The following is a 25,497-nucleotide window of genomic DNA, read 5'->3' on the forward strand; positions in this document are numbered from 1 at the left end:
CCACTTCTGCCAGCTTAAGTAAAGCCGGTGCTCCGGAAACAGCAGGCAGCGGGCCACGTACAGAGCATAGCTGAGCGCCAGAAACAGGCCGGTTGCCTGGCCGGCGGCATAAGGGGAGAATTTGGTTTTTATCACCTTCCTCATCCCCGATCGCGGAGCACCAGGACCGTAGGGGTCAATCCCAGCCGTTTGGCTTTGCGGGCAAATTTGCGGTCATCAAAGCTTGCCATGCGGGCGCAATGGGAATAAGCCGCATGGTGCAGGGCATCGGCAAAATCGAAGCCTTCCCGGTAGAGCGCCAAGGCCTGTTCCACCTGATTGCGCTGTTCCACCTCCACATGGGGCAGACCGAGCAGATGGTCGAAAACCTGAAGAATTTCCCCCCGCTCAAAGCCGTAATAACCCCGCATGACCCATTCCAGCTCCAGCAGCACGGTTTTGCAGACCGCCAGCGGTTCATTGCCCTCGAGCAGCTGACGGGCGGCCTGACGTTGTCGCTGGGCTTCACCGTCGCCGCTGTCCTCGATGTAGTAATGCGCCAGAATGTTGGTATCCAGGCCGATCATGGTTCCCAATCGGCCAACTGGGCCGGATCGAAGTCGGCCGGCACCGGCGGCCGCCGGCTCTTGAGCAGACCGAAACCGCTTTTCCTGATTGGGGGAACCGGTCGCTGAATGCGCAGTTCCACCCGATCGCCCACGAGGATGAACTCGACCCTAGTGCCTTTGCGGATTCCCAGTTTCTGGCGGATCGCCTTGGGGATAGTAACCTGTCCCTTGCTGGTAACCGTGGTTGTGTCCATACCGGCAGTCAGGTAGTTGAATGATTTCGGGGCAACCCTGAAGGCTGCCCCTCAGGGACCAGCAGAGCTTTACTGTCCTCCCATTTCCCGGTGCATTTGGGCCAAAGACTGCATCTCCTCGGCGGCGGCTTTAAGCTTTTCGGCGATGGCGCGGCAATGGCGGGCGGAATCGGCGGCCATCTTGGGGTTGTCGGTTTTGGCATAAAGCTCCGCCAGGCGTTCGTGGTAGCGGGCGGACTTGCGCAGCTTGTCCGCTTTTTTCTCGTAGCGCGCCGCTATTTGCGCGTGGTCTTGCGGTGTCTTGGCTTGCTCGATCGCCTGCTCCAAGGACATCCTGGCCGGCCCGTGCTGTGCGCGCTCCGGTCGGGTCATCCTCTCGGCGTACGCCGTAGTCAGCAGCCCGATGATAAGCGGGATCGCGATCCATTTCCGGGTTTGGGTATGCGTTTTCATCGAATGCCTCCTGTGATGTGATTGAGATGGCTTTGGCCCTGAGCGATTCCCTGCTTCATCCTCCCTGATTTGCCCTGCGTTCCTCAAGGCAACTTGACCGCCCCCGAGCGCCGTTCCCGGCGCTCGATCACCAGACCGTAGAACACCGGAAACACCAACAGGGTGGCGATCATCACCGTCGTCATTCCCCCCAGCACCGGCACGGCGATGGGGCGGGCCAAGTCGGCGCCCGTGCCGGTACTTAAGAAGACGGGAAAAAGCCCGATGATGTTGATGATGGCGGTCATCACCACCGGGCGCACGCGCTTTGAAGTCGCCTCTGCGGCCGCCTGAAGGATCTCCTGCGTGGTCAAAGGGCCGTTTTTCTGCGCCCGCCGCTCGGCGATCTCCATGTCGATGAAGCTTAAGACCAGCGCGCCGGTTTCCGCCCCCATCCCGGCCAGGGCGATGAAACCGGCCACCACCGCCACTGAGAGTTGGATGTCCTCCAGCCAGCACAGCCAGATGCCCCCGACCAGCCCGAAGGGGACGGTCAGCATCACCAGCAAAGGCTCGGTGAAGTTGCGGAAAGTGAAGTACAGAAACAGAAAAATCAGTCCTAGGGTAATCGGTATCAGCCATTGTAAGCGCTCGACCGCCCGCTGCAAGTATTCGAACTGGCCCGACCAGCTCACCGTGTAGCCGGGCGGAATTTTCACCTGTTCGGCCAGCACCCGCTTGGCCTTGGTCACGAAGCCGCCGATGTCCGAGGTCTTGATGTCCACGTAGATCCAGGCGTTGGGGCGCGAGTCCTCGCTCTTGATCTCTGGCGGTCCGCGACGCAACTTGAGGTCCGCCACCTGGGACAGCGGGATCTGGGCGCCGGTGGGAGTCGGGATCAGCACCCGCTTGAGCATCTCCAGATTGTCGCGAAAGGCTCTCTTGTAGCGCAGGTTGACCGGATAGCGCTCCAGCCCTTCCACGGTCCAGGTGATGTTCATGCCGCCAATGGCGCTTTGGATCACGTCCTGGACGTCGCCGACGGTAAGGTCGTAGCGGGCCGCCTCGAAACGGTCGATGTCGAAATCCACGTAGTGGCCCCCCACCGCCCGCTCGCCGAAGGCCGAAAGCGTCTCGGGCAGAGTCTTGATCGCCCGTTCGATGGCCTCGGCAAGCCGCTGCAGTTCGTTCAGATCCGGGCCGGAGACCTTGATGCCGACGGGGGTCTTGATGCCGGTCGAGAGCATATCGACGCGGGTCTTGATCGGCATGGTCCAGGCGTTGGCCAAACCCGGAAAGCGGATCGCCTTGTCCATCTCCGCCATCAGCTCGCGGGTGGACTTGGTCGGATCGGGCCACAGGTCCCGGGGCTTGAGGCGGACGGTGGTTTCGATCATCGACAGGGGGGCCGGATCGGTGGCGGTTTCGGCGCGGCCTACCTTGCCGAACACGTGCGCGACTTCGGGGAAGGTTTTGAGGATCTTGTCGGTCTGCTGCAGGATCTCACGCGCCTTGGTGATGGAAATGCCGGGGAAGGTGGTGGGCATGTAGAGGATGTCCCCCTCGTCCAAAGGCGGCATGAACTCGGTTCCCAGCCGCGCTAGGGGATACCAAGTCGCCGCCAGGATCAGCGCCACGGCGCTTAAGCTCGCCAAGCGGTGGCGCATGGCCAGCTGCAATAGCGGCGTGTGCAAGGCGTGGAGGCAGCGGGTGACGGGATTGCGCTCCTCCGCCAAGATCCTTCCGCGGACAAAATACCCCACCAACACCGGCACCAGGGTGACGGTCAGCACCGCCGCCGCCAGCATGGCATAGGACTTGGTGAAGGCCAAGGGCGAAAACAGGCGCCCTTCCTGGGCCTGGAGGGCCAAGATAGGCAGGAACGCCACCATGATGACCAAGAGGGAGAAAAACAGCGGCGGCCCCACCTCCCGCGCAGCCGCCTCGATTGTCTCCCAGCGCTCGGCAGTCGTCAAAGGGGCGCAGCGCTCGCGCTGCGCCTGAGCCAGGCGCTTGTGGGCGTTTTCCACGATCACGATCGCCCCGTCGGCCATGTCGCCTATGGCCACCGCGATCCCCCCCAAAGACATGATGTTGGCGCTAATCCCCTGGATCCGCATCAGGACAAAAGCCGCAAGCACCCCAAGCGGCAGGCTGAGGACCACTACCAGGGTAGAGCGGGCATGGAGCAGGAACAGCCCAATGACTAAGCTGACGATGATGAGCTGCTGCACCAATGCGTCCTGGAGAGTGGTCACCGCCCGCTCGATCAGATCGCCGCGGTCGTACACCGGCACGATCTCCACCCCTTCCGGCAGAGCCGCCTTGAGCTCTTTTAGTTTTTCCCGCACCCTCTGGATGGTCGCAAGCGCGTTCTCGCCAAAGCGCATCACCACGATCCCGCCGACGACCTCACCTTCCCCGTCCAGTTCCGCGAGCCCTCGGCGCAGTTCCGGCCCGAGATGGACGTCGGCCACGTCCTTGAGGCGGATCGGGGTGCCGTTCTCGTCCACCCCCACCGGCACGCTTCTCAGGTCTTCTAGGGTCTTGATGTAACCCAGGCCCCGCACCATGTACTCGGTTTCGGACTGCTCGATCAGCCTGCCACCCACGTCGTTGTTGGAGCGGGCAATGGCCTGTTTGACCTGGGCCAGGGGCAGACGATAGGCCAACAAGGCGTTGGGATCGACCTCCACCTGGTACTGCTTGACGTAGCCGCCGATGGAGGCCACCTCGGCCACCCCCGGCACGGCCTGGAGGGAATAGCGCAGGGTCCAGTCCTGCAGCGAGCGCAGTTCGGCCAGATCGTGTTGGCCGCTTTTGTCCACCAGGGCGTACTCATAGATCCAGCCGACCCCGGTGGCGTCCGGCCCCAAGGAAGGGGTGACGCCCTTTGGGAGGCGTCTGGCCACGTAATTGAGGTATTCCAGCACCCGCGAGCGCGCCCAGTACAGGTCGGTGCCGTCCTCGAAGAGGATGTAGACGAAGGAGGAGCCGAAGAAGGAATAGCCGCGCACTACCTTGGTCCTAGGCACCGCCAGCATCGCCGTGGTCAAAGGATAGGTGACCTGGTCCTCCACCACCTGGGGCGCCTGGCCCGGATACTCGGTGAAGACGATCACCTGGACGTCGGACAGGTCGGGGATGGCGTCCAGCGGGGTGGTGCGCCATGCCCAGAGTCCGGTGCCAAACAGCATCAAGGCAGCGATCAGGACTAGCCAGCGTTCCTTAAGGCACAGGCGGATAAGCCTCTCAATCATGGCCGTGCCCCACGGCGCCAAACTTGCGCATCGCCTCCCTCAAGCTGGACTCCGAATCGATCAGGAACTGGCCGGAGACCACCACCTCCTCGCCCTCCGAAAGCCCCGCCAGCACCTCGACCCAGCCGCTCGCAGGCACCCCCAATTGCACGATGCGCGGTTCGAACCGACCTTCTCCCTTCGCTACGAACACGTGATCCTTGAGACCGGTGCGCACCACCGCCTCGCTGGGGATGGCCAGCACGCCGGGTTTGGGGCGGGTGTGGATAGTGGCGTTGGCGAACAGCTCCGGTTTCAGGGTCAGATCCGGATTGGCAAACTCCAGCCGCACCTTGACCGTGCGCGTCTTAGGGTCGGCGTAAGGGTAGACGTAGACCACTTTGCCCTTGAATACCCGGCCGGGGACGGCGGTCAGGGTGATCTCCGCCGGATTCCCGACCCGCACCCAGGGCAGTTCGTACTCGTAGATGTCGGCATAGACCCAGACCTTGCTCAGGTCGGCGATCAGATACAGCTCGGTCTGCGGAGTCACGTACTGGCCCTCGCGCACCCCCACGTTGACCACGTAGCCGTCGAAAGGCGAGTGGATATGCAGGCTCTTCATGATCCGGCCGGTTTGCTCCAGCTCGTGGATCTGGTGTTCGGGCACGTCCAGCAGTTCCAGGCGCTCGCGCGAGGAGCGGACCAGTTCGCGGGCGCCGCGGCGGATGTCGGCGAAGGGGCTGTCTTTTAAAATGCGCAGGCTCTTTAAGGCCAGCAGGTACTCCTGCTCGCTGGCTACCAGCTGCGGGGAATAGAGGCTAAGAAGCATGGCGTCCCGGGCGACGAACTGCCCGGTCTTGCTGACGTAGAGCTTCTCCACCCAGCCCTCGGTCTTGGGATGAAGGCGGGCAAGCAAGTCCTCGTCGTAGCTGACCCTTCCCACGGTATGGATCGGGTGGGAAAAATCCCGGCGGACCACGCCGGCGGTGCGCACCCCGATGGTCTGGACCACGGTGGGATCGATCACCACCGTCCCCGGCGGTCCGGCGGCCTCCGCGGCGCCGGGGCAGCCGAGCGGATAGACCGGCACGTAGTCCATCCCCATCTCGTCCTTGGTCGGGGTCTTGGAGGTAATGGACGGGTTCATGGGGTGGCGGTAAAACAGCGGCTCGCAGCCGGCGGTGGTGGCAGGGGGCTTTGGCCCAAGCTGACGGGCGGCCAGCCAGTAGCCGGAACCGAATCCCAAAGCCAGGGTGATGGCGGCAATCGGGATCCATTTCATTTTAAACGTCCCTTCATCCGCTTCGTAGGCCGGATAAACGCAGGCTGGGAATGCCGGATGCGCTGACGCTTATCCGACCTACGCTTGGCTCTCGGTTTTCCATTCCCCCTCCCCCGCTTGCGGAGGAGGGTCGGGTGGGAGACGCGCCTGCGCTGGATCTGCCTTTATCCGGCCCTGCATCCTGTTGCAACGGCATTACCGGTCTCCTGTGGTATTGGTTCCCCCTCCTGGGTGGGGGTTGATGGAAGATTCGACGGGACCGCCGACGGCAGCCTCCAGGCGCGCCAGGGCCTGCCGGGCCTCGGCCAGGGTCTTCCAGTACTGGATTTCGTAGTTGTAGAGGGTGATCTGAGCGCTGACCAGGTTGAGGAAATCCACTTTGCCCACCTGATAGCCGGCCAGCATCGAGGCCACCGTCTGGCGCGCCTGGGGGAGGATGCCCCGGTCGAACAGCACCGCCTGGTCGCGGGCGCGGCGATAATCGGCCAGGGCGGAGGCGATCTCGGCGCGCACCTGGTTCCAGGTGTCCTGCCACCTAAACTGCTGGCGCAAAAGTTCGCTTTGGCGCTGGTCCACCGCCTTGGCCTGCTTGGTGGCAAAATACAGAGGAAGGTTCATGCTTAAGCTCAAGGTGAGAAAATCCGGGCGGCTTTTGCCGGAAGGATCCTGACCATGGCGGAAGCCGTGGAAGGCCCCCAGCTTGAAATCGGGGAAAAATTCCTTTTTGGCCAGATCGACACGGGTTCTAGCCGCCTCGATCTGGTTGTGGATCCGGGCCAAGAGCGGCCTTTTCTCTTCGGCGCGGCGGAAGAGGTCTGGCTCCTGCGGCGTCTCCGGCAGGGTTCTGGCCACTTCCGCGGGAAGATTTACCGGAGCATCGGCCGGTCGGTCGATGAGAGCGTTTAGCTGCGCCGCTTCCTGGCCCCGCAAGCCTTGAAGCTGCAGCTCTAGGTCTATAAGGCGCGACAGCTCCAGCTGCGCAAGCAGCACGTCCTGCTGCAGCCCCTGGCCGACGGTGTACTTGGTCTTGGCGATCTCGACGAACTGGCGCAAGAGGTCCTGATTGGCAGCGATGATCGCAAGCGCCCGGTCGAGATAGTAAAGCCGCCACCAAACGATCTCGACGTCGCGCAGGAGCTTGAGCCTGAGCTCCTTGACGTCCTCGCCTGCCGCCTTCGCCTCCCACTCGGCTGCCTCCTGTTTGAGGCGGAGTTTCCCGGGGAAGGGAAACGCCTGGCTGATCCCGAACTGCAGCTGGGTCATGTCCTCCTTGCCGGTATTGAAGGTATCGACCGGCAGGCTCATGGCGGCAAAGCTGATTTCCGGGTCCGGCAGACTCCCCTCCTGCGGCGGGATCGCCTTGAGCGCCTCGTAGCGGGCGCGGATCGCGGCCAGCGAAGGATTTCCGCATTCGGCCTGCGCAAGCGCCGCGGTCAAGGTAAGGGGGGTGAGCGTTGGGGTAGCGGTCTCAGCTGCCGCCGTGCCCAACCATAATACCAGGCCGTAAACCAACCACCAGCATGAGTATCGCGCCATCGAAAACTCCGGTTGATCGCCAATGGATGCCCGCTCGAGCACTTTCCCAAACCCATCTTAGAACTGGCCCAGCGATCTGTTGAGGGATTTTATATTCCTCATGAAAAAATTTTTGCTTTAAATAATTATTTTGATTATTTTAAAAACGTGGAAAAAAGTCAGGCCCTACAAGCCTTAAGCGCCCTGGCTCAGGCGACCCGGCTTTCGGTGTTCCGCCTCCTGGTCCAGGCAGGCCCTAAAGGCTTTGCCGCCGGCGAGATCGCGCGCAGGCTCGAGATCCCAAGCGCCACCTTGTCCTTCCACTTGAAAGAACTGGCGCAGGCCGGCCTGATCCGCGCGCGCCCGGTCGGGCGCTTTTTGTACTACAGCGCCGATTTTGCCACCATCCAAGCGCTTATCGCCTTTCTGACGGAAAACTGCTGTCGGGGGCAGGCGTGTTTAACCCAAGAGGAGTGCTCAGTGAACCAGCGCGTCTACCACGTCCTGTTTTTGTGCACCGGCAATTCTGCCCGCAGCATTCTGGCCGAAGCCCTGCTCAACGCCAAAGGCCAAGGCAGGTTTCGCGCCTACAGCGCCGGCAGCCATCCGACCGGATACGTCCATCCTCTGGCCCTGGAGAAGCTCGCCCAGGAAGGGATTCCAACTTCCGGGCTGCGCAGCAAGAGCTGGGAGGAGTTTGCCGCCGCCGACGCCCCGCCGCTCGATTTCGTCATCACCGTGTGCGACCAGGCGGCCGGGGAACCCTGCCCGGTGTTTCCCGGAAAGCCCATCACCGCCCACTGGGGGGTGCCGGATCCGGCCGCCGTGACCGGTTCGGAAGACGAAAAGAGACTGGCTTTCGCCAAGGCGTATGCCTTGCTCGAGCGGCGGATTTCGCTGCTTCTCAACCTGCACCCGGAAAGCCTCGAGCGCCTGGCGCTCGAGCAAAAGCTGCGCGCGATCGGGAGGGTAGTATGAGTTGGTTTGAACGCTTGCTATCGCTGTGGGTGCTGTTGTGCATCGGCGTCGGTCTGGCTTTGGGCCAGGCGTTCCCTGAGTGGTTTCACACGCTCGGCAGGCTCGAGGTGGCTCACATCAACCTGCCTGTGGCGGTCCTGATCTGGCTGATGATCTTCCCCATGCTGCTTAAGATCGATTTCCGCGAGATTTGGGGAGTCCGCCGGCATTGGCGGGGGGTGGGTGCGACTTTGTTCGTCAATTGGCTGGTCAAGCCGTTTTCCATGGCGGCTCTGGCTTGGTTATTCTTGGAGGTGTGGTTTCGGCCTTGGCTGCCCGCCGAGCAGATCGCCAGTTACCGCGCCGGCCTGATCATTCTGGCGGCGGCGCCGTGCACTGCGATGGTGTTTGTCTGGAGCCACCTGATGCGCGGCGAGCCGCATTTTACCTTGTCGCAGGTGGCGCTCAACGATCTGATCATGATCTTCGCCTTTGCGCCTCTGGTGGGCGGACTGCTCGGCATCGCCAACGTGCACGTGCCTTGGGATACCTTGTTTTTAGCGGTGTTGCTCTATCTTGTCGTACCCTTGGCGCTTGCGCTCGGCGTGCGGCGCATCTTGCTAAGCCAGGCGCACGGCTATTTGCGCTTGCGGCGGGTGCTGAAACTCCTCGGGCCGATCTCGATCTTGGCCTTGCTGTTGACTTTGGTCGTGCTGTTTGGCTTTCAAGGCGAACAGGTGCTACGCCAGCCGCGGGTCATCGCGCTGCTCGCCGTGCCTATCACCGTGCAGGTCTTCGGCAACTCAGGTCTGGCTTATCTTTTAAACCTTTGGTTGCGGTCGCCGCACTGCGTCGCCGGCCCCTCGGCCTTGATCGGGGCGAGCAATTTCTTCGAGCTTGCGGTAGCCACCGCGATCTCGCTGTTTGGCTTCGACTCCGGGGCGGCGTTGGCGACGGTGGTCGGGGTCTTGATCGAAGTTCCGGTGATGCTGCTCGCCGTGCGCCTGGTCAACGCCACGCGCAACCTCTACGAGCGGCGTAAAGGGGTGGTGCCTTATGCCGAATGCTGCCCGACCGGCCTCCACCTTCATTCCGAATAGCGCGGCGCCTTGCCTTCATTGCAAGACCCCCTGCAACTTTTCCCACCCCGCATCGGGTTGGAACCTTAAGCCGTATTCCTGCGCCAGCGCCTCAAGCCGCGCGCGGGTGGCCTCGATGCCGCGCTGTTTTAAATACTGCATCGGGCCGCCGCGAAAAGGGGCAAAGCCCGTCCCCAGCACCATGCCGGCGTCGATCAGATCGGCGTCTTCCACGAGCTTCTCGCGTAAGACCGCCACGCACTCGTTGAGCAGGCGCAAGATCAAGCGTTCGGTGATGGCCTCCTGGGGCAAGGGGGAGCGCACTCGCTTGCAGGTGAGCGGCTGGCCTCGCCGGTAGCGGTAGAACCCTTCTCCGCGTTTGACCCCCAGTTTGCCGTCTGCGACCTTGGCGCGAAGGAGTTCCGGCACCTGGCCGCCCAAGGCCTGGGTCAGGATCTCGGCCACCGCCAAGCACACGTCCAGGCCCACGGTGTCGGCGAGATGGATCGGCCCCATGGGCATGCCGAATTCGGTCGCCGCCCGGTCGATGGCCTCGGGCGGGACGCGCTCCTCCAGCAAGATCATCGCTTCCATCAGATAAGGCATGAGCACGCGGTTGACTAAAAAACCGGGCGCGCTTTTCACCGGCAGCGGCAGCTTGGCGATCGCCCGCACGAAAGCGCAAGCTTTTTCCACCGCCTTAGGGTCCGATCGCTCCCCTTGAACCACCTCCACCAAAGGCATCCTGGCGACCGGATTGAAAAAGTGCAGCCCCACCAGGCGCTCTGGCCGCTTGAGCGCCTTGGCCAGCGCCTCCAGCGGCAGGCTGGAAGTGTTGGTGGCAAGCAAAGCGTCCTCGCCCAGCCTGGGTTCAATCTGGCGGTAAAGGGCCTGTTTGGCCTCGAGGTTTTCGACGATGGCTTCGATCACCACCTCGGCGCGCGGGAGCTGCACGCCTTTGGAATCCGGGATCAACCGATCGCGCGCGGCGATCTCTTCGTGCCTGCGCTTGAAGGTGCGAGCAAACAACCGATAAGCCCGCTGGACCGCTGGGGCGATGCGCTGGGGAGAAAGGTCCTGGACGCTGGCGCTAAGCCCTTGGGCGACGCACCAGGCGGCGATGTCGCCCCCCATCACCCCCGCGCCTACGGCGTGGACGCGGTGGAAAACCTCGTCCCCGCGCCCGAATCCTTTGAGGCGCTCGCGTAGGAAGAACACGCGCACCAGGTTGCGGCAGGTCTCGCTCAACAGCAGTTCGGCCACCGATTCGGCCTCGGCCTGGAACATGGCCTCTTTAGCCCCATAGCGGCGCCACAGCTCGATCAGGGCGTAAGGGGCAGGATAGTGCTCCGGCTTGGCGCGATTGGCGACCTGGCGGCGTAGGACAGCGGCGAGCCAAGGCCGCACCAACGCCCAGTCGGCCAGCCTCAGCACCCACCCAGGACGCCGCGGTCGCGGTTGGGTCGCGAGCAGATGGCGGCAGGCGCGGTCCAGATGCCTTTCGGGAACGGCATAGTCCACCAACCCACAGCGGGCCGCGGCGGGCGCATCCAGGCTGTTGCCGCTCAGCATCAATTCAAACGCCTTGGGCGCGCCTATGGTCCGGATCAGGCGCACGCTGCCGCCAAAGCCTGGATGGATGCCGAGCAGGATTTCCGGCAACCCTAAGCGCGTTTTAGGATCGTCCAAAGCCACCCGGTAACGGCAGGCCAGCGCCAGCTCCAAGCCGCCGCCCAGACAATGGCCGTGGATCCGCGCCACCGTAGGGCAAGGCAGGGACTCTAGGCGCTGGAAAACCTGATGGGCTTTGCCGATCAAGGCCAGCGCCTGGTCGCGCGAGGAAATCTTAGTGAACTCCCGGACGTCGGCGCCGGCGCAAAACCCGGAAGGCTTGGCCGAACCTAGACTCAAGCCTTTGGGCGGATTGGCTTCCAGGGCGGTCAAAAGTTGCCCCAGCTCTTTAAGCACCTCGCTCGAGAGGACGTTGACTTTGCTCTCTGCCACATCCAGCCACAGCCAGGCCACCCCCTCCCTATCCGTTTCTAGGCGAAAGTGTTGATATTTATCCACGGCCCACCTCTTCCACCCGCTCCACCAACATGGCCCCGCCCTGGCCGCCACCGATGCACAAAGTCGCCACCCCCAACCTGCCCCTTCGTTCGGCCAACACGCGCAGAAGGTGCAGCACGATGCGGGTGCCGCTCATGCCCACCGGATGGCCGAGCGCGATCGCCCCGCCGTCCACGTTGAGGCGGTTTGGGTCGATTTCCCCCAACGCCCCGTCCAACTTAAGCTCCTCGCGGCAGAAGCGCTCCGAGGCAAAGGCTTTGAGGCAGGCGAGCACCTGGGCGGCAAAGGCCTCGTTGATCTCCCAGAAGTCGATGTCTTCCAACTTCAGGCGGTTGCGCCTAAGCAAAGCCGCGCTGGCGTACACCGGCCCCAAGCCCATTTGCGCCGGATCCAAACCGGCAAAGGTGCAGTCCAGGATCCTGCCCATGACCTTGAGCCCGTACCGCTTAACCGCCTCTTCGCCGGCCAAGATCACCCAGGCGGCGCCGTCGGTGACCTGCGAGCTATTGCCGGCGGTGACCAGGCCGAACTCGCGGTCGAAGATCGGCGGCAATTGGGCCAGTTGCTCCAAGGTGGTCTCGGGACGCACGCCGTCGTCGTGGTCGTAGTCGTTCCCCTCCCCGTCGTAGAGGACCTCGATCTCGTCCGCCAGCCGGCCTTCGGCCTGAGCTTTGGCCAGGCGCTGGTGGCTCTGCCAGGCGAAAGAATCGGCCTCCTCGCGCGAGATGTTAAAGCGGTAGGCCAAGATCTCGGCGGTGCGCCCCATGATCAGGCCGACCGTGGGGTCGGTGAGTCCCCGGATCAGGCCGATCACCGGCACGAAGTGCGCCGGGCGCAGGCGGGCGAGCTGGCGCAGTTTGGCGGGCAGGGTGCGCGCCTTCTGCCACTGGCCGAGCCAGGCGACCATGGCTGGGTTGTAGAGCACCGGGGCGTGGCTCATCGCCTCGGCGCCACCGGCCAGAACCAGGGAGCTTTGGCCGCAGGCGATGGCGCGCGCGGCCGAGTCGATCGCCTGCATCCCGGAGCCGCAGTTGCGCTGCACCGTATACGCCGGCATCGCCTTGCCTAAACCTAAGCGCAAGGCGACGATGCGGGCGATGTTGGCCTCGTCGGGACCTGGGGCGGCGCACCCCAAGATCACCTGATCCAAGTCCTTGGGCTCGAAGGGTTGGCGCGCCAAAAGCGGCTGGGCGGCACGCACGGCCAGATCGGCGGCGGCAAAGGGCCCGGGTTGCCCCCTCGCCTTCAGACAGGGGGTACGGCTGCCGTCTATGACATAAACTGGTTTCTCCATCCTATTCCTCCTCGGGGGTCGGCGCAAAAGCGTCTACCGCGATGACTTCGCGCCTTAGCGCCTCGGCCTGCCGCAAGCGTTCGGCTTCGTCGCGCTCGAGCACGCCTTGCCTGAGCGCGGCCTCGATCGCCTCGGGGCCGGGTTTGAGTTTACCCGCCTTGACCGCCTCGCGCAGCTTGCGCTCCGCCTCGCTGGCGGCCAAGGCCGCAACCAGCGCCTGCTCCAGGCGGGCGATGGGTTCCTCGGAATCCTTGGGCAAGAACATCCCGGCGGTCAAACGCTCGCGCACCGGCCCTGGGGTCTGGAGCACAGAAACGACCGCTTGATCCAGAAAATCGGCAGGCGGGCCAAAGCGCCTGCCCCAAGGCAAGATCAATCTTCGCATCAGCCGCCCTAAGCGCGGCCTAGGGTAATTGGCCAACACTTCATCCACCGCCTGTTCCATCCGGTACAAACACCAGGCCATTCCCCATTCGAACAACGGACGCTCGGCCTCCGGGACTTCAGCCTCGAGGTGATAGCGGAGCAACGCCGAAGCCAGGTAAAGATGGCTCAAAATATCGCCCAAGCGGGCGGAGAGGCGCTCGCGCCGCTTGAGTTCCCCGCCCAAAAGCGCCAGGCTCAAGTCGCTCAAAAACGCCAGCGCCGCAGAGAACCGGGTCAGGTGCTGGAGATAGCGCCGCTGCGGGCCGGCCGGCACCCGGGCCAGGCGGCCTGCAGTCAGGCCCAGCGCCACCGCCCGCACGAGGTTGCGTAAAAACAGCCCAAGATGGCCGGTCAGCGCCCGGTCGAAGGCAGCCAGGTCGGAGGCGGTCGCGGCCTGCATCTCCGCCAACAGGTAAGGATGGCAGCGGATCGCGCCTTGGCCGTAGACGATCATGCAGCGGGTCAAGATATTGGCCCCCTCCACGGTGATGCTGATCGGGACCGCCTGGTACAGCGTGCCTAGAGGGTTGCCTGGCCCCTGCATGATGGCCTTGCCGCCGTGCACGTCCATAGCGGCGTTGACCAGAAGGCGCATGGCTTCGGTGGCGTGGTACTTCAAGATCGCCGAGGCCACCGCCGGTCGGATCCCCTGGTCGATGGCGGCCAGGGTTAAAATTCGCCCGGCTTCGATCAGATAACTAAGGCCGCCGATTTTCCCCAAGGCCTCGGCGACTCCCTCGAAGGCGCTAATGGGTACTTCGAACTGACGCCGGATGCGGGCGTAGGCAAAAGTCGTGCGGCAGGCCAGCTTGGCCGCCGCGGCGGCCAAAGCCGGCAAAGAAATCCCGCGCCCTTCCGCCAGGCATTCCATCAGCATCCGCCAACCTTGACCCACTCCAGCGCGCCCGCCGACCACCCAGTCCAGTGGGATGAACACCTCGCGGCCCCGGGTCGGGCCGTTCTGGAACGGGATGCCCATGGGATCGTGGCGCGCGCCGATCTCGACTCCAGGGGTGTTCGTGGGGATGAGGGCCAGGGTGATGCCTAGGTCCTCCCGATCGCCCAGGAGATGATCGGGATCATAGAGCTTGAAAGCCAGCCCGAGCAAGGTAGCCACCGGCGCCAAGGTGATATAGCGCTTGTCCCAATTCAACAAGATCCCCAAAACGCCTTTTTCGCCATTAAAATCCCGCCGGCAGACGAGGCCGGTATCGGTCATGGCCGAAGCGTCGGAACCGGCTTCCGGGCTGGTCAAGGCAAAGCACGGGATCTCCTCACCGCGCGCCAGGCGCGGCAGATAGTATTCCTTTTGCGCCGGCGTGCCGTACTTGAGGATCAACTCCCCCGGCCCCAAGGAGTTGGGCACCATCACCGTCACCCCCGCGGTAAGGCTGCGGCTGGCGATCTTGAGCACGATCTCGGAATGGGCGCGGGCGGAAAACCCAAGCCCCCCGTATTCTTGGGGCAGCACCAAGCCAAAGAAGCGGTTGCGCTTGAGAAACTGCCAGACCTCGGGAGGCAGGTCCTTGAGCTTGCGGGTAATCTGCCAGTCATCGAGCATCCGACACAACTCTTCCACCGGCCCCTCGAGGAAAGCCTGCTCGGTTTCGGTCAGGGGCCTTAAGGGGAAATTCAAGAGCTTTTGCCAGTCGGGCCGACCGGCCAAAAGCTCCGCTTCCCACCACCCATCCCCCGCTTCCAGGGCCTCCTGCTCGGTGCGCGACAAGCTCGGCAAACGCTGGCGCACAAGCCTCAGCGCGGGGGCGCTGAGCAACTTCCGGCGCAGCGGCGCGAGGTTGAGGATCGCCAAAGGAGGCGCGATCGCCAGCCACCAGAAGGCGAGCACAGCCGGGCCGGCCAACCCGCCTAGGGTTGAGACGATGAGAACCCCCAACAGCACCAAAGTCCACGCCCAGATCCCGGCGCCGAGGAAGGCCAAAGCCAAGAATGCAGCGATCAGGGCGATGCTCAGCGCCATACTGCTTCCTCGATTTGCAGAAAGCCGAGTGTAGCGCTACCAGGCGAGCTGAGCAAGCAAGGGTAGGCAGGGGAGGCCAGCGCCTGCATAATAATCTAGCGCGCGAACTCGAGACGTTCCCATGAGAGGAAAATCCGTCCTGAGAATTACCTATGTCGCGGCCCGGCGCTTGGCGGTGGCGCTGATCGGAGGCACCCTAGTCCTGCTCGGGGTGGTGATGATCGTCTTTCCCGGGCCCGCCATGCTGGTGATCCCGTTGGGTCTGGTGGTGCTCGGGCTAGAATTTGCCTGGGCGCGGCATTGGCTCGGCCGGCTGCAGGAGGAGGCCAACAACCAGTGGGACAAACTCCGCAAAATCGGCAATCGCCACCTAGACAAGATCCGGCAACTCAAAACCGGCAAGGGCGGTTAAGCGCCTGCGGGCGCTCGATACCAAAGCGCAGCGACCAGATAGGCAAAAAGCCCAAAGCCGATCACGCAGTTCAGCCCCAGGTGGATCGCAAGCACGCCCGCCAAAACCGCCCCGGTGACCGAAGCGCAGCCGTTTACCGCAAACGCCCAGCTTATCCCTTCCGGATAGGCGCGCGCAAGCTGCGCCACGCCGAGCGGAAAGGGCATACCCATGCACCAGGCCAAAGGCGCAAGCAACAGTTGGCTAAGGGCGATCTTAAACCCATCCGCAGCCATCGCCGTGGCCTCGGTCAACCAAGGCAAAAGGCCCAAGTCGGCCAGCGCCAGCCCCAAGATCCCAAGCACCGGCCACCACGGCGAAAATCCCGGCAGCCTGCGGCACAGCCGTTCCAGCGAAGCGCTTCCCCAACCCGCCCAGAACAGCATTCCGGTCAACACCACGGCGACGGCGTACAGGGGATGGGAGAGGTAGAGGATAAACTTCTGGATCAACGCGACCTCCAAAAAGATAAAGCCGATGCCGATGGCGAAAAAGTATCCCAGCACCCTGGCCCGCGGCACTTTGCCCCGGCGCAGGCTGCCGGGCAACAGTGGGGCTGCGATAATGAGCGCGCTCAGGACGGTCAGCTGTCCCAAGGTTCCCACCAAGAGCAGATAGGCGCTGTCCAGCAGCGCGACCCCACCGGCCGCGCGCAGCCCCCAGAGCTCTTTAAGCGAGCTCCACTTGAAGGTATGGAAAAAATAAGGCCGATCGTCGGTGGCCGGACGCACGTCGAACTTGTAGGCGGCAAAAAAATTTGGATCCTTTTTCAAGATCGCCAAAGCGGCCTGGTAGTAGTAGTCTTGCGGCAGGCGGTGGAAGCGATTGGCCTCGTGCGGCTGGATTCCCGGAAAATAAGCCGGATCGAAGCCGCGCTCTCGGCAAAATTTTTGTGCCGCTTCGATTTCGGCGCCGCGCAAAGGGCGCGGTTTCACCACTAGGGTGATGGTGTTCCAGCTCCGGATCCAAACCAGATGCCGCGCCGGGTCCTGCACTCCCAAGGCGTTCAGGGCGGCGACTGCGGTGGCAAACAGCTTGAGTTCCTCCCGCGGCGGGATGCGGGTCCAGCGGGTGATGGCCAATACCCCGTTCGGGGTCAGGCGGGAGAGATACGTTTTCAACCCCTCGACGGTGTACAGGTAAGTCTCGTTTAAAGCGTGCAAGCCGGAAGAAGCCGTGCTGAACGCATCCAACAGCGCCATCTGGATCAGGTCGAAGCGCTTGCCGGTTGCAGTCACAAACCCGCGCGCCTCGGCCAGGTGCAGGTGAACCTGGGGCAAGCGGTACAGGTGGCCGGCAAAGCCGGCAAAATCCTCTTTAACCAGCGCGGCTTGGTTGGGGTCCAGTTCCACCGCGTCGATGCGTTCGGCTAGGTGATACAGCGCCTGCAGCACCTCCATCCCGCCGTCGGCCCCGAGCACCAGGACGCGCGGCCGCTTGAGCCAGTGATAAGGCAACGCCGAGGGCAGCTGGTCGAGAAAGCCAAGCGCTCCCCAATCGCCGTCGAAGCGGGTGATCACGCCCGAGCCATCGCCGTCGGTGAACACCGCAAGCTGGGGCGGGATCTTAGCGGTGCTCGTCAGGCTCAGGCCCGGAGCGTGGCGGAACGGCACCCTGGAGTTCTCGACCACGGTCAACAATCCCAAAGGACCTGAGCGCTGCCCAACGATTCGAGAGCCCATTGTCGCCAAGGCCTGGCTGAGCGGCTTGTAGGGGGAAAGCGCCAGCTTAGGGGTAGATGCGAACCAAGCAGGCAGCAGAACAGCCGCCAGGAGAATAAGCATCGCGCCGCTTTTGGGTCGCACCCCCAGCCCAAGCCAGGCGACCGCGGCGGCCAGCCAGGCAGCCGCGGCGAGGATGCCGAGCACGGTGAGGGGAAAGAAGCGCTTGAGGAGCAAGATGGCTCCTAGGGCGCCCGAGGCGGCGCCCAACAGATCGCAGGCGTAAATCCTCCCGGCGTGGATCCCGAAGCGAGCCAAAGCCAGGCAGGTAGCGCTTGAGGCGAACAAGAACGGCCACAGCAAGATGAGATAAACCGCCATAAGGCGCAGCCACTGGCCAGGGTCCCACAGGAGTTCTAAAGGGTTGAAGGCGGTCTTCTGGGCGATCAGAAACCCGCCCGCCAGGCTGGCCCCAAAAGCCAGACAAACGCCCGGAAACAGCCGCGCGAAATGGCGCAAGGCAAAATCCTTCCCCAGGGTAACCAGGGCGCCGCCGGCGCCGTAGCCCAAAAGCGCCAGGCTGATGATGACGTAAGCGAAATGGTGCCATTGGATGATGGCCAACAGCCGCATGAGCAGGATCTCGCTCGCTAGGGCGCAGGCCGAGGTCAAGCCAACGGCAAGGAGCAAGAGCAAGGGAGGAGCCGCCATAAGGTGTTCAATGCCCACCGGTCAAGGGCACGAAGCTGACCGGGAGCAACTGGCGGGTTAAGACTTCGCCCTTAGGGGTTTTTTCCACCAGCATCAGAGACTGGACCAGGAACTGCCCGCCTACCGGGATGACCATCCGCCCGCCGGGCTTGAGTTGCTCAACCAAAGGCGGGGGAATGTGGCTGGCGGCGGCGGTGACTACGATGCCGTCGAACGGGGCGTGTTCTTTTAGACCGTAGTAGCCGTCGCCGACACGCACCTCGACGTTGGTATAACCTTGCGCCTTGAGCCGGGCACGCGCCCGGCTCGCCAGCGGCTCGATAATCTCGATCGTGTAGACCTGCTTTACCAGACGCGCCAGCACGGCCGCCTGGTAACCAGAGCCGGTCCCGACCTCGAGCACCACGTGCTCGGGTTTAGGTTCGAGCAGTTCGGTCATCAGGGCGACGATGTAAGGCTGGGAGATGGTCTGCCCGTAACCGATGGGCAGCGGGCGGTTTTCGTAAGCGGCGGACCGCAAAGCCTCGGGGACGAACAGATGCCTTGGCACCTCGAGCAGGGCCCGTTTCACCTTCGGGGTGAGCGCGCTTTTGCCGCTGGCCAAGGAGGTGGCGTAAAACTCGCGTTCGATCTCGGCCACCATCTGCGTGCGCGCCTGTTCCTCCCAGCCTGCCGCACCGGACAAAGCCGCTAGCAACCAAAGACCTACCCATACGTACATGGCGTGCTCCGTTCCAAACCGCCTCGGTAAGTTAAGGGTGCCGGCATTCCCTTCGGTTTGTCAATGAACCGTCACGGCTCTGTCGCACGCTTGTCACAGAACAGCCCTATCTTCATGCCGGTGGTCATTTTGCGAGCACATCCATGCACCAGGACTTCCCCGCGCTTTTAGGGACGTGCGCGGCGCGCCGCTATGAAGCTTTTGTGGCGATGCACGCGGCCACGGTCAAAGAGGCGCTCGCGCTCAGGTACCGGGTTTTCGCCGAGGAAATGGGAGCCAAGCTCAAAAGCGAAGACGGGCTGGACCGAGATCGCTTCGATCCATTCTGCGACCACCTGGTGGTGCGCGACCAACGTAGCGGCAAGATCGTCGGCTGCACGCGCCTTCTGAGCGACTTGGGAGCCGAGCGCGCCGGCGGCTTTTACTCGGAACAGGAGTTCGATCTGAGTAGGGTCCGGCAGCTCCCCGGGCGACTTTTGGAAGTGGGCCGCACCTGCGTCGATCGAGACAGCCGGGGCGGGATGGTTTTAGCCCTATTGTGGTCGGCGCTCAGTCACTATGCCCAAAAACGCGGATTTACCTATCTGATGGGCTGCGCCAGCATCCCCCCCGGCCCCAGTGGGTTTGCGGTGGAGGCGCTCTATCGCCGCCTTTGCCCAGAGCACTTGGGCCCTAACTGGCTGGCGGTGAGTTCGCGCCGACCGGTGCCTGAGGAACTCCGTTGTGCGCGCGACGAGTGCGGCGTCCCGCCGCTGCTTGAGACCTATTTGCGCCTAGGGGCGTGGGTGTGCGGCGACCCTTACTGGGACGAGGATTTCAACTGCATGGACGTGTTCGTCTTACTGCCCTTGGTCAACCTGCAAGAGCGCTACCTGCGGCGGTTCTTTGCAGCGCGCTTCCAAGCTCGTGGTCTGGCTGAAGGTCTTCGTTAAAGGCGCGGCCGTCCTGGCCTGGCTGCTCGGCGGCACCGGCCTCCTGACCGCCGTTTTTCCATGGCTAAAGCGCCTCTCCCCGGCCGCCTGCGACGCGATCCGCGTGAAGTGGTTTCAGGGGCTAGCAAAAACTTTAAGGCTCTGCGTCGCCGTGCGGGGAGCGCCGCTCGAAGGCGCGGCTTTGATAGTTAGCAACCACGTCTCCTGGCTGGACGTGGTGGTGTTGGGAACACAGGCGCCGTTTACCTTCGTCGCCAAGCGCGAGGTCGCCGACTGGCCGCTGATCGGCTGGCTGGCGCGGGCGAGCGGGACGTTGTTCGTAGCGCGAGGCAATCTGCGCGCGGCTGCGGACTTGGTGCACGCGATCGGCTTACGGCTGCACGCGGGCGAGCGTGTGGCGGTGTTCCCCGAGGGCACCACCACTCCAGGCCAGACCGTCCTGCCTTTTGCCCGGGCCGTTTTCCAAGCGGCCGGTGGGCTGCCCATCCAGCCGGTGGCCTTGCGCTATTTGGGCCACACGGCCAGGCTGGCTCCGTTCCTCGGCGAGGAGACTTTTATCGCCCATCTCGTGCGCGTGCTGGCGGCCGAGCGCGTCGAGGTAAAGCTCGTCTGGCTTCTTCCTTTGCCTGCCTGCAGCCAGCGGGAAGTGCTGGCTCAGCGCGCCCGCACCGCGATCCTGGCCTGCTTGCGCGCGGAGAAAGACCTAGATCGCCCCGCCTATCTCTCCGCTCACGCTTATCCAAAGATGAGGCAGCCCTAAGGCTTTAAGCCAATCCGGCCCTTGCGCTTCTTTGAGGATAGCGATGGTGGCGGCCGAGCCTGCGACGGTGCACAGCTCCCCCAGCACCGTCACCGCGGCCAGATGCTGCACCGGCCAGCCGGTCTTGGGGTTCAAGATGTGCCCGAAGCGCTGCCCGTTTACGATCATGCACCGCGCGTAGTCGCCGCTCGAGGCGATCGCCCCTTCCCGAACCTGCAAGGCGGTGAGCAGACCCGCGCGGCGCGGGTGCCGAATTCCCACCCGCCAAGGGCGGCCATCGGGGCGCGGGCCGAGGATCTTGACGTCTCCCCCTAAGTTGACCATCCCGGAACGCACCCCGCAATTTATCGCTAAAGCCGCCGCCCGGTCCACCGCGTATTCCTTGACGATGCCGCCCAAATCGAGCTCCATCCCCGGAATGGAAAAACTCAGGCGCGGCGGCCGCCAGCGTACCTTGTCCCAGCCGATCTTAGGCAGCAAACTTTGGATCTGTTTTTCGCTCGGGGCCTGGCCTGAATCAAAGCACCAAGCCCGGCGCAGGATTCCGGAGGTAATATCGAACAAGCCTTCGCTCTGCTCGTAGCAAGCCTGGGCGTAGTCGAGCAAGCTTTGGGTTTCTAGGTCCACTTCGATGCTGCCGCCGCCGGCGGCGACGCGGTTGATTTCGGCCAGCAGGCTGTCTGAGCGGTAGCGCGAATAGCGCCGCTCGAGACGCTCGACCTCGGCGAGGATGGCGGCCAAAGCCCGCTCGGCTTGGTCGGGAGCGGCGCACAGTTCCACCTCGCACACCGTGCCCATGGCCTGAAAGCTGTGCCTTAAAGAGGCTATTGGCATCGCCGGCGCGGCTTTATAATTAATTACTGTCGGGAAAATAATAACAGCGAAGGAAGATGTTGACTCGCAGAGCTTTACTCAAAGGAATCCTCGCCCTCGCCGCCGCCGGCTTTCTCCCCCGCCTTGAGGCCAAGCGCACAGAGCGCGGCCACGCTTTTAGCTACGATTGGCTAAAGGGCCGGGCCAAAGAGCTTAGCCAGAGGCCGTATCAACCGGCTATCGAGGCGCTTCCCGATTGGCTGGCTCACATCGACTGGGACGGGTATCAATCGATCCGCTTCCGCCCCGAGCGCGCCTTGTGGCGCAAAGCGAATCTGCCCTTCCAGGTGCGCCTGTTCCACTTGGGGCTGTTCTTCAAGCACCCGGTGCATCTTTACGAGGTCGCCGCAGGGAAAGCGCAGCTTATCCCTTATCGCGCCGACTGGTTCCAATTTGGCCCCAAGATCCAGGTTCCCAAAAAGGTCCCGGATTTGGGTTACGCCGGCTTTCGCGTCCACGCGCAGCCGGATTTTGAGCGCGATGTGTTTGCCTTTCTGGGAGCCAGTTACTTTCGCGCGGTGGGGAAAAGCATGCAATACGGCATGTCGGCCCGGGGCTTGGCGATAAACACCGGCCTGGACGAAGAATTCCCCGAGTTTCGCGAGTTTTATTTAGAACGCCCAGAACCTGGAGCCACGGCGCTTATCTTCTATGCCCTTTTGGATGGCCCGAGCGTCAGCGGCGCGTACCGGTTTGCGGTCACCCCGGGCGAGCCGACGGCGATGGACATCGAGGCCAATCTTTACCCGCGCAAGACCATCGAACGCGTGGGGATCGCGCCTTTGACGAGCATGTTTTTGTGCGGCGAAAACGACCGCCGCGTCGCCGACGATTTCCGCCCCGAGATCCACGACTCCGACGGGCTGGTCATGTGGACCGGCAAGGGCGAGTGGATCTGGCGGCCGCTGCTCAACCCGCCTGCGGTCCGCATCAATTCCTTCCTGGACCACAACCCCAAAGGCTTTGGCCTGCTCCAGCGCGACCGCAACTTCGACCATTACCAGGACGACGGCGCCAATTATCATCTTCGCCCCTCGACCTGGGTCGAACCTTTAGAAAGCTGGGGCGAGGGGGCAGTGCAGCTGGTCGAGCTGCCCGCGCCGGACGAGACCTTCGACAATGTGGTCGCCTTCTGGCACCCCAAAGAACCGTTGACCCCGGGTCGAGCCTACCGCTTCCACTACCGGCTAAGCTGGGGGGAGGCGCCCGAGCCGCTCTCTTACGGGGGGCGGGTGGTGGCGACGCGCACCGGCGTGGGCGGCATCCCAGGGCGGAAGAACCAGATCCCTTCGCGCAAGTTCGTCATCGACTTCGGCGGCGGTCGGCTGGACTCGCTGCCCGAGACCGCGAAAGTGGAGCCGGTGATCACCGTCTCCCGCGGCAGGGTGCTCGAGCCTGCGGCGCGGCCGATCAGAGGCACCCCCTACTGGCGGTGCAATTTCGACCTGGCGGTCGAGGGTCAAGAGCCGGTGGACATGCGCTGTTTTTTAAGGGACGAACGCGGGGTGTTGACCGAGACCTGGCTGTATCAATACTTACCGCCTCAGAACGCATAGCTCCAGGTAAAGGTCAAAGCGCCCTCGCGCTCGAGCTGATAGCCGTAGAAATCGTCCAGCACCGGCTGCAGCCATTCAAAGCGCAAACTGTGACCGGCAAAAGTCCCAGAGGGCACAGACGCGCTTACGCCCAAGCCCAGGTCGAAGAATTTGCCGCCGGCGTTTTGCGGGAAATCCATAGGCCCAAGGCGCAGGCTAAAACCGTCGACGTCGCCCTCCATCTTCCCCTGGAAGGTGTAGACCCCGCGCACCGAGACCCCCAGCCATTCGCTCAGGCTCACCCCTCCCCACGCGTTGGCCTGGGCCAAGTGCCCGCGCCGCCAGCCGGCGTCGTTTTCCTCCAGCCGCACCGTGCCTAAAACCTGCGCCCCCCACCAAAAGCGGCCGCGTTCGCCGGTGTAGGTCAGGCTGGGGATGAAGTCGAAGCTGCCGCTGCCCAATTGCATGTCAAAGTGGTAAAGCCCCATCTCCTGCTGGTGCATGCGCCGCATCTTGAGGTGCACGTCGCCGGTGGGCACGCTCAAGCCCAGCCCCAGATGCAGGTGATGCCCCGGGACCTGCCACAGCCGGATCAGGGCGGCGAGCAAAGTGTCGCCCACCCCGCCGGTGGTGTGCTTGCCGCCGTGTTCGAACACGGCCGGATCGGGCGGCGGGCTGCCCGAAAGGCGCTCGCCGATGTCCATCTCCATCGCCATGAACTGGGGCATGAGCATCAGGTTCAGCCAGTCGCTCGGCGCGTACATGAGCTCGAGCATGTGCATGGTCATTTCCATCTTCCTGGGCGCAAACCGGCAAGGGAGAGGGCCGCAGCCGCCGGCAACGACCTGGGACGCGCGCGCGCGGCGCGTCCCGTGCATTAGAGATCCGTTTTGGCTTTGGTACATGAGGCGGTAGCCAGCCATGAACGGGGTGGCCTTGGGCATCATGTGCGCGTACATGAGCCCGGCGGGCAAAAAATGATGGCCGTGCAGGCCGTGGTGATGGGCGTGGTGGCCCAGGCCGCGCCAGTCCAAGGCGTCGAGGTCGAGGTTGAGCGCGGCGTTGGCGACCAGGGCGTGGAAATCGGCGAAGGCGTCTTCTCCGCCGCCGCCCAGCTTCAAGGAACCGGCGTGGGTGTAGTATTCAAAGCCGGCCTCCAAAGTCACGCCTTTGGCAAATTCCTTGGCCAAGGTGATCCCGCCGCTCAAGGCGCCAAAGCCGGACAACCTGTGGTCGCTGGAGAAGTGTTTGGGAAGTCTTGCGCGGTCGAAGCGGATGCGCTTGGGGGCCACATCGTCTGGGGGCGTGACCGGATTGCCTTGGGCGTCGAAGAAATCGCCGTTGCTTACGAAAAACTCGCGCCCGCTGCGGTCGATCCAGATCTCCCGCCCCAAGGGGTCTTTGGCGGTGGTCTCAAACGGCTGCAAGGAAAGCAAAAACGGCCGGTAGAAATCCGCCCGGTCCTGCGAGTAGTAGCGGATTCTAGGCGCCAAGGTCCACCCCCCCCCAAGCGGCTGAATCCACTGCGCCTCGAGGGTGTGGGCGGAGATTCCCCAGTCGTCGCGCGCGAACTGATAGCCAAGGTGGAAGGCGGCGTCCAGAGGGGCAAAATAGCGCACCCATTTTACCCCCACCACGCCCTGGTTGCGCACCGCAGGCCGCTCCTCCAACAGCGCCCGACGGTCGCCGATGAGCACCGGCCGGCCAAGCTGCACCGGGTCGACGAAGATCGCCGTCACCGCCTTGTAGGGGTTCTCTAAAAACCCTTGGCTTTGGGTATAGGCCAGATTCAGGCTTACAAGATCGTTACGGCTCAAGACCTGGCTCAAACCCAGGTTGAAGGCAAAATCGCGCCGCTCGCCCAAGAGCTGATCCAGGCCCAACCCTCCCTTGCTGAGCCGGCGCACGCTCGACCGGTAGCGGTCCTTGACGATGTAGGGGGAAGAATCGTGGTCGAGGATGGCCTGGATGTCGCTGTGGGTGTAGGTAAAACCGTAACTTAAGGTGGTCAGCTTGCGATTAAAATCCAGCCGCCCGCGGATCCCGCCGTGGGCCGAGCGATAGTCGTTCTCGAACGAAAATCCGCCCAGCAACGCAAGCTCGGCCTCGTCCCAGGCGTAGCTTAAGGCAAAGTCGCTCGCCCGTCGCACCTCGGGCGAGGCTTGAGCGAGGACGTGAACCAGGCGCGATTCCTTCCTCCCCTCCCGCAAGGGATTGAGATCGGCGTCCAAGGCCACCTGCCCGGTGAGCAAGGGCGAGGCACCGGAGACGGTAACCAAGGGGCGGTTGGGCTGGGCGGCCAAGGGGGCGGTGGCGACGGGGGTGGCGCCGGACCAGACGTCCTCGGTGTAGGCCAAGTCGAACCGCCAGCGATCCAAAAACCCGAGCTCGGCGGCAAAGCGGGTGGTATCGACCTGCAGCGGATGGAACCGACTGTGAACGCCGAACAGATTGCGCTCGCCTTCTTGATACCGGCTATACTGCAGACTCACCTTACTGTTCTCTGCGGCCAGCCCAGGCAACAGTAAGGCCGCCGAGGTCAGCGCGGTCAGCGTCTGGCTTCTTCCCATGGCTTAGTAACAGCCGCAACCGCCGCCCATACCTTTCGCGCTTCCCCCGGCCTCGCGGCTGCTGTAGACGTGCTCTTGGATGGCGCTTTGGCCAGGGTAAGGGTTAAGCGCCATCTGCGGTTTGGCCAGCCGTCCGCGCTCCCACGGGGCGACCTGCGCGCAGCCGGCCAAAAGCAAAACCAACAAAATTCCGCGGCGGTACATGG

At 63.5% G+C, this 25,497-nt stretch carries 20 protein-coding genes; 6 read left to right on the forward strand and 14 right to left on the reverse strand.

All coding sequences use genetic code 11. The features are described from left to right. Window positions 1-140: 140 nt before the first annotated feature. The 6 genes from ACYQ3M_RS08235 to ACYQ3M_RS08260 form a co-directional block, all read right to left on the reverse strand. The gene (locus ACYQ3M_RS08235) at window positions 141-566 is read right to left on the reverse strand and encodes a type II toxin-antitoxin system VapC family toxin (RefSeq protein ID WP_460035595.1); all 426 of its coding nucleotides are present in this window, start codon (window positions 564-566) and stop codon (window positions 141-143) included. Beyond that, window positions 563-802, reverse strand: a complete 240-nt coding sequence (locus tag ACYQ3M_RS08240) for an AbrB/MazE/SpoVT family DNA-binding domain-containing protein (protein WP_460035596.1) — start codon at window positions 800-802, stop codon at window positions 563-565. Before ACYQ3M_RS08240 ends, ACYQ3M_RS08235 begins: the two co-directional genes overlap by 4 nt. Before the next feature lie 69 nt (window positions 803-871). Continuing rightward, window positions 872-1,255 (reverse strand): CorA family divalent cation transporter, encoded by a 384-nt coding sequence (locus tag ACYQ3M_RS08245; RefSeq protein ID WP_460035597.1) that lies wholly within the window; start codon window positions 1,253-1,255, stop codon window positions 872-874. 83 nt (window positions 1,256-1,338) lie between these two features. Then, entirely contained in the window at window positions 1,339-4,494 is a 3,156-nt protein-coding gene (locus tag ACYQ3M_RS08250) for an efflux RND transporter permease subunit (protein WP_460035598.1), read from the reverse strand. Continuing rightward, the gene (locus ACYQ3M_RS08255; RefSeq protein WP_460035599.1) at window positions 4,487-5,758 is read right to left on the reverse strand and encodes an efflux RND transporter periplasmic adaptor subunit; all 1,272 of its coding nucleotides are present in this window, start codon (window positions 5,756-5,758) and stop codon (window positions 4,487-4,489) included. The genes ACYQ3M_RS08250 and ACYQ3M_RS08255 overlap by 8 nt, the downstream gene beginning before the upstream one ends. A gap of 195 nt (window positions 5,759-5,953) precedes the next feature. Then, the gene (locus tag ACYQ3M_RS08260; RefSeq protein ID WP_460035600.1) at window positions 5,954-7,294 is read right to left on the reverse strand and encodes a TolC family protein; all 1,341 of its coding nucleotides are present in this window, start codon (window positions 7,292-7,294) and stop codon (window positions 5,954-5,956) included. A gap of 147 nt (window positions 7,295-7,441) precedes the next feature. Here ACYQ3M_RS08260 and ACYQ3M_RS08265 point away from each other — a divergent pair, with 147 nt between their 5' ends. Beyond that, window positions 7,442-8,251: a metalloregulator ArsR/SmtB family transcription factor gene (locus ACYQ3M_RS08265; protein WP_460035601.1), complete on the forward strand. Its 810-nt coding sequence runs from the start codon at window positions 7,442-7,444 to the stop codon at window positions 8,249-8,251. Next, window positions 8,248-9,330 (forward strand): ACR3 family arsenite efflux transporter, encoded by a 1,083-nt coding sequence (gene arsB / locus ACYQ3M_RS08270; protein ID WP_460035602.1) that lies wholly within the window; start codon window positions 8,248-8,250, stop codon window positions 9,328-9,330. Before ACYQ3M_RS08265 ends, arsB begins: the two co-directional genes overlap by 4 nt. Before the next feature lie 15 nt (window positions 9,331-9,345). On the opposite strand, the gene ACYQ3M_RS08275 is transcribed toward arsB, so the two are convergent. From ACYQ3M_RS08275 to ACYQ3M_RS08285, 3 genes are read right to left on the reverse strand one after another with little or no spacing between them, the layout of a single operon-like run. Then, the gene (locus tag ACYQ3M_RS08275) at window positions 9,346-11,379 is read right to left on the reverse strand and encodes a 3-hydroxyacyl-CoA dehydrogenase NAD-binding domain-containing protein (protein ID WP_460035603.1); all 2,034 of its coding nucleotides are present in this window, start codon (window positions 11,377-11,379) and stop codon (window positions 9,346-9,348) included. Beyond that, on the reverse strand, window positions 11,372-12,673 hold the full coding sequence (locus ACYQ3M_RS08280) for an acetyl-CoA C-acetyltransferase (RefSeq protein WP_460035604.1): 1,302 nt from the start codon (window positions 12,671-12,673) through the stop codon (window positions 11,372-11,374). The genes ACYQ3M_RS08275 and ACYQ3M_RS08280 overlap by 8 nt, the downstream gene beginning before the upstream one ends. A gap of 1 nt (window position 12,674) precedes the next feature. Next, window positions 12,675-15,077 carry an acyl-CoA dehydrogenase gene (locus ACYQ3M_RS08285; RefSeq protein WP_460035605.1) on the reverse strand — a complete coding sequence of 801 codons (2,403 nt, stop codon included), beginning with the start codon at window positions 15,075-15,077 and terminating at the stop codon, window positions 12,675-12,677. 121 nt (window positions 15,078-15,198) lie between these two features. Between ACYQ3M_RS08285 and ACYQ3M_RS08290 the strand changes: the two genes are divergently transcribed. Then, entirely contained in the window at window positions 15,199-15,489 is a 291-nt protein-coding gene (locus ACYQ3M_RS08290; protein ID WP_460035606.1) for a PGPGW domain-containing protein, read from the forward strand. Here the strand turns inward: ACYQ3M_RS08290 and ACYQ3M_RS08295 are convergent. Further along, entirely contained in the window at window positions 15,486-17,900 is a 2,415-nt protein-coding gene (locus ACYQ3M_RS08295; RefSeq protein WP_460035607.1) for a spermine/spermidine synthase domain-containing protein, read from the reverse strand. The genes ACYQ3M_RS08290 and ACYQ3M_RS08295 overlap by 4 nt on opposite strands. Before the next feature lie 7 nt (window positions 17,901-17,907). Further along, window positions 17,908-18,621, reverse strand: coding sequence for a protein-L-isoaspartate(D-aspartate) O-methyltransferase (locus ACYQ3M_RS08300; protein ID WP_460035608.1), 714 nt, complete (start codon window positions 18,619-18,621; stop codon window positions 17,908-17,910). A gap of 143 nt (window positions 18,622-18,764) precedes the next feature. Here ACYQ3M_RS08300 and ACYQ3M_RS08305 point away from each other — a divergent pair, with 143 nt between their 5' ends. Both ACYQ3M_RS08305 and ACYQ3M_RS08310 read left to right on the forward strand, forming a co-directional pair. Beyond that, window positions 18,765-19,553: a GNAT family N-acetyltransferase gene (locus ACYQ3M_RS08305; RefSeq protein ID WP_460035609.1), complete on the forward strand. Its 789-nt coding sequence runs from the start codon at window positions 18,765-18,767 to the stop codon at window positions 19,551-19,553. After that, on the forward strand, window positions 19,507-20,313 hold the full coding sequence (locus tag ACYQ3M_RS08310; RefSeq protein WP_460035610.1) for a lysophospholipid acyltransferase family protein: 807 nt from the start codon (window positions 19,507-19,509) through the stop codon (window positions 20,311-20,313). The genes ACYQ3M_RS08305 and ACYQ3M_RS08310 overlap by 47 nt, the downstream gene beginning before the upstream one ends. On the opposite strand, the gene ACYQ3M_RS08315 is transcribed toward ACYQ3M_RS08310, so the two are convergent. Further along, on the reverse strand, window positions 20,257-21,147 hold the full coding sequence (locus tag ACYQ3M_RS08315; protein ID WP_460035611.1) for an FAD:protein FMN transferase: 891 nt from the start codon (window positions 21,145-21,147) through the stop codon (window positions 20,257-20,259). The genes ACYQ3M_RS08310 and ACYQ3M_RS08315 overlap by 57 nt on opposite strands. 56 nt (window positions 21,148-21,203) lie before the next feature. Here ACYQ3M_RS08315 and ACYQ3M_RS08320 point away from each other — a divergent pair, with 56 nt between their 5' ends. Further along, entirely contained in the window at window positions 21,204-22,742 is a 1,539-nt protein-coding gene (locus ACYQ3M_RS08320; protein ID WP_460035612.1) for an OpgD/OpgG family glucan biosynthesis protein, read from the forward strand. On the opposite strand, the gene ACYQ3M_RS08325 is transcribed toward ACYQ3M_RS08320, so the two are convergent. Further along, window positions 22,730-25,291: a DUF3570 domain-containing protein gene (locus tag ACYQ3M_RS08325; protein WP_460035613.1), complete on the reverse strand. Its 2,562-nt coding sequence runs from the start codon at window positions 25,289-25,291 to the stop codon at window positions 22,730-22,732. The genes ACYQ3M_RS08320 and ACYQ3M_RS08325 overlap by 13 nt on opposite strands. A gap of 3 nt (window positions 25,292-25,294) precedes the next feature. Further along, a complete protein-coding gene (locus tag ACYQ3M_RS08330; protein WP_460035614.1) occupies window positions 25,295-25,495 on the reverse strand; it encodes a DUF4266 domain-containing protein in 201 nt (66 codons plus the stop codon). Window positions 25,496-25,497: the final 2 nt, after the last annotated feature.

This window comes from Methylothermus subterraneus, assembly GCF_054656915.1.